Origin of the sequence: Chitinophaga sp., from assembly GCF_036566945.1 — a bacterium.
GTDB lineage: Bacteria > Bacteroidota > Bacteroidia > Chitinophagales > Chitinophagaceae > Chitinophaga.
In genome coordinates this window covers 1-7,777 of record NZ_DATCVJ010000861.1, presented here as the reverse complement: position 1 = coordinate 7,777, position 7,777 = coordinate 1, and the positions used below count along the sequence as shown (strand labels likewise).

Below are 7,777 nucleotides of genomic sequence, written 5' to 3'. Positions count from 1 at the left end.
AGTTCGAAGTATAAATCCGTCAAAACTTAATTTTTCAGGATACATCGAACTAATTATTTCCCGCTTCTTCTCAATATCCCCGGTTTCATACACATAATCCAGCTTTAAAAGGTTGTTCAGCCCTTTTTCTAACAGATCGCCAATATTAACTTGGTCGTGGTTATTGGTGCTTAGTTTTGCTTCCAGTTTTTCTAACTTGCTACTACATTCCGTTTTCATGTCCCGAAAGTCTGCAGGCTCTATTTGCTTGGAGGTAAGTAAATCTCTGATATAAGACAGCTTTTCTTCCTGCTTACGTATTTCGGCCAACAGTTGTTTACGGTCGTCTTGCAGGTGGTTCGTTTGTTCGTACCATGCTTCTGATAATGTTATTTTGTACAGGTCTATCATTTCAGGGCGCGGAATGTACTTTTTAAGTTCATGCACAAACAAGTCATTTATATTATCAGCTCTAAAGCGGCTGTTACAGCCATCAAAGCAGTGATAATAGGAATAGTACTTAGTATGTCCTTTGGACGCACTACCCGTTAGCAATTTGCTGCATTTAGGGCATATTAGGAAGCCTCGTAAAGGCAACGTGGCGTTCGATATTACTTTAAGGCGGTAATGCCTTTTTCGGCCATCCAGTACGTCCTGTACCTGATAATATAATGCCTCTGTGATAATAGGTTTATGCTGACTTTTTACAAAGCGGGCTTCTTCGTCCTTGTACTTGGGAATGAAAATTTTTCCACAATAAACAGGGTTGCGGATGACAAACCAGAAAAGGCTCTTAGTACCTCTAAATCCCTTTTCTTTAGCTATCTTAAAAACCTGTTCCGTATTAATTACGCCTTCTGCTATTTGTTCAAACGCCCAACGTATAATACCCGCTTGAGGTTCCTTTGGTTCTATATACTTTCTTCCGGCTTCATCTGTTTTATTGGCGTAACCAACAGGTGCCAGCCCCATGTAACGTCCTTCTTTCCTAGCCCTACGCATACCATGAATAACATTTAATGCCCGCCTGTCGTTCTCTACTTCGGGAGCTGCCAAATAAAAGGCCAGCATTATTTTATTTTCCGGTATGGATAAGTCCAGCGGTTGTTCAATGGCTTGCGGTTCTACACCTAATTTACGAAGGGTGTTAATCATTTGGTAGGCATCCCCGGCATTACGGCTAAACCTGTCCCATTTATGGAATAGCACAAGATCAGCTTTCCCCTTATATTTCTTTAGTTCTAACAAGTATTTTTTCCACTCGGGCCGGTTAAAGGATTTGGCGGAATGATCTTCATAAATCACTTTGCGAACGGATATATCGTTTATCCCACAGTATTTGCGTAAAAGTTCCTCCTGGCCACGCTGTGAATAGCCTTTTACTGCCTGTTCATCAGTACTTACGCGGATATACAAATCAGCTATTTTCATTTCTTCATAATTTGGGGGTTATCAAATAAGTTAATTCAGTTGTAGTCTACTGTTTGCGCTGTTTTTCCAGATGTTGAGCCACTATAATGTTTGCTAATCTACGTAGAAATTCAAGTATAAATGTTGCCTGCTCTACCGTTACTTCTATACCTTTTTGCCTTAGCATTTCCGCTGCTTTTTCCGGCCTTATTTTGTCCATTTGCACCTCCGCTTTAATCAAGTTCACAAAATCCCTGTGCAAGGGGAATCCCCTTCTTAATGCTAATATAAGAAATATGTTTTGATAGTTTATGTTTTACCTAAACTTTTTTCCAATTTACACTAAATTTTACCTAGCTTTACTAATATTGACTGTTTGATACAATTTGTGTTGCAAAACAATGACTATAAAAAGATTGTTACACATTTTGCATACCAACCGGCATAAAAGCGATTTAGAATGACTAAAACATATAAGGTTAGCTATAAAACATATTTCAATGACCGGCTTAAACAAGTATCCTTGCATGGAAAACTTACCTATCCGTTATATGTACAAGTAACATTTGACCGAAAGACAATCTTTTTTAAAAGCTACTATTTTGAATTGTTTTCTAAACCCAGGTATTTTCTATCTGTAGCAGGAGTCACAGGAGGCCCTTCTATCGAAGCTATTATTGAAAAGGAAAATGCGCTAATTGATTTTATTATTGATAAGAACCTACCAGACTTTTCTTTAGAGCTGTTTAAAAAGGAATACGCCTACTATAGCAAAGATCTGTGTGACGTGACCGAGGACGGTTTTATTGATTACATGTATGTCTTTTTTCAAGATAAGGGAATGCCGGCATTTGCAGTAACGGTACAGTATGGTAGTAGATTCCGTATTGTCTATGATGTGATCCGGGATATGAAAAGGGCTTTTAATAAGTCGTTATATGATGAATTGGTAGAAAATTCATTTTACTATGCCCCACCGTACCTCCCACTATACGGCTTTATGCAGCAAACAAAGAAATGGCCCATGTTAAGCCTTACTGTAATGGAATGGGAGGATGAAAAAACTACTGCGGGATTCATTGAATTTATGAAAAAGTATTACCCTGATAAGGATTCAGCTGAAGTTGTAGATCAGATTAATAAATGGCTTGTCAAATTGAAAAAGGAGGTAGACTGACTTACGCAGGGGATTGTTTTTTAAGATTAATTAAGGGAGAAAGAATTCTCCCTTGTCTGTTTTCCCCATGTTTATTATAAAAAATCTTAAGATAACAACAGGCGGAAGGACTTCCGCCCGTTGTTATCTGAATGTTTCACCAAAATTAAAAACAGATTAAGCAGTGGACTTTACTGCGGTTTTTAATCAAGGGAAGCTGCCCGTTCCTCGATTTTTTTGGTCTGCCTGGTTAGACCCAATGCCTCTGGATCAGGTAAAGGACAGAGATAAATAGCCGTTATCAGCCGTTGTTGAAGCACACAAAACGATAGCATGTCTTGCAACAACTCTTTACTAACCTTCTTATCCTTAATGAGGTTGGCATACAAAAGCCAGATGTTATTTATAGTATCTGATATATTATACTCAGAATATAAATCGTTCATGACTTCTAAAAAATCTGCACTGACGTGTATTTTAATCGATAATTTTTTCTTCATAAGAACAGTAATCAAGTATGAAAAAACTTATTGTTTCCAACTACATTTCATACATCTTCTTCATTCAAAACCTTGATAAATGTTAACAGGTAGTCACTTTCTAAGGACTCCAAAAACTCCCGATGAAAGAAACCCCGGACTAAGAATAGTCAGGGCGTTTATTGACAATTTGTAACAAGTAATCATGACTAACCTCATGCTTACATTCTTATTGCTCATTGTTCATTTTTGGTAGCAGACTTTCATTCTGACTTCATAAAGGATGCGTGGTAGTGCGTGAAATATTTAAATAGTTCGTCGTAAACCTTCCGAATCATATATTTCTCAGCATTCGAAAAGCTTTGAATAACGTGCTTTTTTTCACCGTTAACTATCCTGACTGAAGGACGCATATTTCTGTAATATGTGGGAGTTGATAAGCCGCACTCCTTTATTATTTGCTCCCTGAAACGAACCGGTAAGTTTGTTAGCATCGTGTGTAAATCAAAAAGCATATTGCCGGGATTAGTAAGTAGATTCTGGTTGGTTTCTCTGTTTTTGTTCTTTTGCGAAGTTTCTTTTTTGTTTGTCATAACAGATATTTTTAGATAGTGATTTGTTCTTGATTATCTGATAAGCACATAGATGCCGCTTCCATATAGGCATGAAAGTGAGTGATGATCCTCTGAGAGGTTAAGAAGTTTAGAGAATTTATAAGTGGAGAGCCGAGGTTTTTTATAAATAAAAAAAGGCGCGGTACTCACTTGCTTTTCTCCGTTGAGCTTGGCCGCGCACGGATACTAAACAAGCAAGCCCATGCGCCTGCACTGGTGAACCAGTAGCAACATGAGCATTGCTGTTTCTGTTCTGGGCGCGGCCAAGCTCACCAGAACGAAAAAATGCAATGCGATTAATAAGTTTAAGGTCGCAAAGCTAGTTATTTTAACAGGAATTATTCCACATCAAATAATCTATTAGAAATCAATAAGTTAATTAACTTTGCATTTGTGTTATAAATGCTTTTCATAAACAAAGATAGTGCTTTTTAAATAATTAGGGTTAAAGCCCTAAGTGTTATTTAAAAAATCCTGCCACTTTCCCCTTTTGGGAAAATATGGAAGAGATCAACGAAATAGAATTATTAAAACAATTGGGAGAAAACCTTCGAAAGACGAGGGAGGGAAAGAAATATACCTTACTCCAAATTGAAGCATGGAGCGGCATTGATAAAAGTGATGTGAGTAAAATTGAACGTGGGATCATCAATCCCACCTATACTACTTTAATGAAGTTATCAAAAGCATTGGAAGAGCCTTTATATAAAATACTTTCAAAGGAATAATTGATTTGCTTTCTATCTCTTTGTTTTAATCCATTCACAGGTAGTTGGCTTGATAATGTGGAACAACTCGCACACTTCTCTAATTTTAAATTTAAATAGAGTTTTGTAAATAGGTCCAGCAGTTTGAAATGTACGGGACTAGATTGTGAAAGGCGGTTAACTTCTTCACGTACCAATCAATGTAGCATTCAAAACCTGTTTGGTTCAATCGGGAAAAACATTGGGGTTGCCGTCTGTATATTATATTCTTTTCGTCCATACTTTACTGATTTAAAGCATAAATATGCACATACGATAAAAGGAAAAACTGATTAGGCATGTATGTTTTTAGATTTTGATAATGTAGAACTGCGTTCTAGTGCCTCCGACGATTTTCTCCCCCAATAATGAATAATTAATAAACCTTTGATCCTGTTTCCTGTTATCTATTACATACAACATCCTTTCCCTTGCATAAACAAATTAAGTTAAATGATTTTCATAATTCTTAACAACTTGATTTTATGCAGTTTATTCCCCCTTCGAGATTGACTTATGTTTTACTGTTACTAATACTATTGACCCTCAGAAGCACAGCGCAAATCAGTCCTACACTTATTAATTCCATTTCTACTCCTACAAAGGTAAAAACCTCTGTAGGAGACTTGGTATTTAAGGATGGAATCCCGGATGCGTCCTCAGCACAGCGAATTTATGAAGAATCAGATTATTTGCATGGAGTGGATGCCTTTATAAACGGCTATGCCGTTGTATCCCAATGGGCAATCAGAAAAGGGTTTCATGATTTTGGGGTTAAGGATAATGATGTGCTTGTCTTTTCCAAGTTGATGGACGCTAGCTCACTATTTCTGACAGCTAATGCAGATACTTATTACTTCTGGACCTATGTGGATCTTTCGAAAGGGCCTGTGGTGGTTGAAACACCACCGAACACACTTGGGGTAATAGATGATATGTGGTGGCGCTGGATTACTGATTTTGGCTTGCCGGGTCCAGACAGAGGCCAGGGAGGAAAGTTCCTGATTATTCCGCCAGGTTATGAAGGACAGTTACCTGAAGGCGGTTATTTTGTATGTCATAGCAGAACTAACCAGGTCGGAGTATTGGGTAGGGCTTTTCTGGAAAATGATGATCCTAAACCTGCGGATAATAATGTAAAAGAGCATTTAAAGATATATCCCTATGTTCCTGGCGGATTGGGAACCAGTATTGGCGCTTTTCTGAATGGTACTGCCAGATTAGGCGCCAATTCAGCTCCTCCAGCAATACGGTTTGTAGAAGGTAGCGGAAAAAGTATAAATACAATTCCCCCGGCCGATTTCTCCTTTTTCACCATGTTGAACGACGCAGTACAGGACCAACCAGCTGCTGCACTGGAACCGGAAATTGCTGGTCACTTCGCCGCTATTGGCATTGTAAAAGGAAAAACATTTCAACCAGATGCCAATACCCGTAAAATATTGGAGCGTTCTATAGCTATGGGAAATGCCATTAGCCGGACTATCTCCTTCAGGCCCAGAACATCAGAAGGTTTCATTTATTATAGCGGCAGTAGTCATTGGGTGAATCCTTTGTTTGTTGGTGGTTATGAATTTCTTAGGCCACCACCTGAAATAACAAAACAGGGCATTGAGCAGTACCCTGATGATGGAGCAAGAAAACTCAATGCAAGGATTGCCATGTTTTATGCTGCCACCGGTATAACTCCTGCTATGTGTATGCGCTTGACGAACATTGGCTCTCAATATCTTGGTGCTTTTTTCGATGCAGCAGGACAAGCCTTTGATGGTGCCAGTACCTATAAATTAGTAATACCTGCCAATATACCCGCAGCAAAATTCTGGTCATTGACACTTTACGATAATCAAACCAGATCCATGTTACAAACCGAACAGAAATTTCCACGTGCTGGTAGCCAGAGCTACCCTACACCAGCTGCGCAAAAAGAAGCAGATGGCACTTACACAATTTATTTTTCACCGCGCAAACCTGCAAATGTGCCAGATGGCAACTGGATTCAGACAGTTCCGGAAAAAGGCTGGTTTGTGCTACTGCGCCTCTATAGCCCACTAGAGCCATTCTTTAATAAAAGTTGGATAGTACCAGATATTGAGCGGGCAAAATAAAACTGCCATTCATTTTACCAACTAAGTAACTTTCATTGTTGAAAATTATAGGCGGTGGAACTGTTGCTCTAACACCTTGAGGCATGCTGTATGCCTTCCGTAAATTGCAGGACTTCCAAAATGTTGCGGAAGCATTACCAATGCTATCAGTGTGTTGTGTTATTTTATTCAGAAACATAAATCCCGGAAAATGGAATTTCGGCAATAGGTTAACGTCTTTTTTGACGTCACCCTATTGCCGAAATCAATGTTTTTTTATTTTCCGTTTCAAGAAAAAAGCTTCTACAAAAACAATTTCAATGACGAATTCCCTTATTTCTCGATTGTTGCCTTTTTCGTCTCTGCCTGACGGCTTCCTCCGTGAGTTCATATGGTAAATAGTTAGAGGTATATTCCACTTGTAAAAGCGACTCTAATAAGCTTGTCAATTCCTTTATTACAGGGATAATTGGAGAATGTTCCATTCGCGTTGTTTGTTGGATTTGTTGAAGCATTCTTTGTGTCAGGGTATGGCTTCGGTGTCTTGCTGCGCTGTCCAGAAGGGAGGTTTCGTAGATTTTTTGCTCCGCATTCCTTGCCTCCAACTCCTGTTTTATGCTCAATATTTTCTCTATTTTTGCTAATGAAAACCCGACCTCACTCCCTTTTATTTTTACTTTCTTATCGTCAATAAAGGAAATTCCCCGGCCTTTAATTACCTTATACCCTAATGCCTGCATTCTATGCTCAAAATCTGAATAGTAGCATACATTTCTTAAGATTGCCCGGATGTCCATTTTTAATTTCTCCTTTCGCATGTCTTGCCTCGGTAATAGTCTTTCCTGTGGTGATAGAAAGGCGCGGGGACTTAAAACCTCCTTTAGCTTGTATTGCTTTTCCAGCCTTCGGCAAAGGGCAGCCATTCTTTTGTAGTTATTACTATCGCTAGCAGCTTTGCCATTAAAGCCTACCCGATTGGCCGCAATATGTATGTGCTGTTCATTGGTATCTCTGTGTAGTACACAGAGATATTGGTTCTCTGCCACCCCGAATTCTTTCGCACATTCCCTGCCTATCTCTGCTAATTGATCTCTTGAAAGTGTTTCACCAGGAGCCAATCGAAGGGATAAATGAAGTACCGGTTTCTCCACCCGTTTGCTCAATTTAGCAACGTCTCTGAAATCTTTTGTCAGCTCATACTTATTGCCGAAGCACTTATTATAGAATAATACTTCTGCCCGATCTTTATGCTGAAGGTGATCTTTTTGGGAGAGAATTTGCTTCTGTTCTTCAGATAATTCCTTTT

General features: G+C 38.9%; 6 protein-coding genes. 3 read left to right on the top strand and 3 right to left on the bottom strand.

The genetic code is table 11. The annotated features are described in order from the left end of the window. Positions 1-1,410 (bottom strand): recombinase family protein (locus VIP81_RS26075; RefSeq protein WP_331968147.1); only part of this gene is annotated, 1,410 nt, incomplete at its 3' end. A 439-nt stretch (positions 1,411-1,849) separates the two neighbouring features. On the opposite strand from VIP81_RS26075, the gene VIP81_RS26070 reads away from it, so the two are divergent. Beyond that, entirely contained in the window at positions 1,850-2,566 is a 717-nt protein-coding gene (locus tag VIP81_RS26070) for a hypothetical protein (protein ID WP_331968145.1), read from the top strand. Between the two features lie 182 nt (positions 2,567-2,748). Here VIP81_RS26070 and VIP81_RS26065 read toward each other — a convergent pair whose 3' ends face one another. Continuing rightward, entirely contained in the window at positions 2,749-3,045 is a 297-nt protein-coding gene (locus tag VIP81_RS26065) for a hypothetical protein (protein ID WP_331968143.1), read from the bottom strand. A 1,093-nt stretch (positions 3,046-4,138) separates the two neighbouring features. Here VIP81_RS26065 and VIP81_RS26060 point away from each other — a divergent pair. Next, positions 4,139-4,366, top strand: a complete 228-nt coding sequence (locus VIP81_RS26060) for a helix-turn-helix transcriptional regulator (RefSeq protein ID WP_331968141.1) — start codon at positions 4,139-4,141, stop codon at positions 4,364-4,366. A gap of 503 nt (positions 4,367-4,869) precedes the next feature. Next, on the top strand, positions 4,870-6,492 hold the full coding sequence (locus tag VIP81_RS26055) for a DUF1254 domain-containing protein (protein WP_331968139.1): 1,623 nt from the start codon (positions 4,870-4,872) through the stop codon (positions 6,490-6,492). Positions 6,493-6,788: 296 nt separating this feature from the next. On the opposite strand, the gene VIP81_RS26050 is transcribed toward VIP81_RS26055, so the two are convergent. Then, positions 6,789-7,777 (bottom strand): relaxase/mobilization nuclease domain-containing protein (locus VIP81_RS26050; protein ID WP_331968137.1); only part of this gene is annotated, 989 nt, incomplete at its 5' end.

Coding starts and splice junctions, on each gene's coding strand:
- VIP81_RS26060 (WP_331968141.1), top strand. CDS start 4,139: ATGGAAGAGATCAACGAAATAGAATTATTAAAACAATTGGGAGAAAAC.
- VIP81_RS26065 (WP_331968143.1), bottom strand. CDS start 3,045: ATGAAGAAAAAATTATCGATTAAAATACACGTCAGTGCAGATTTTTTA.
- VIP81_RS26055 (WP_331968139.1), top strand. CDS start 4,870: ATGCAGTTTATTCCCCCTTCGAGATTGACTTATGTTTTACTGTTACTA.
- VIP81_RS26070 (WP_331968145.1), top strand. CDS start 1,850: ATGACTAAAACATATAAGGTTAGCTATAAAACATATTTCAATGACCGG.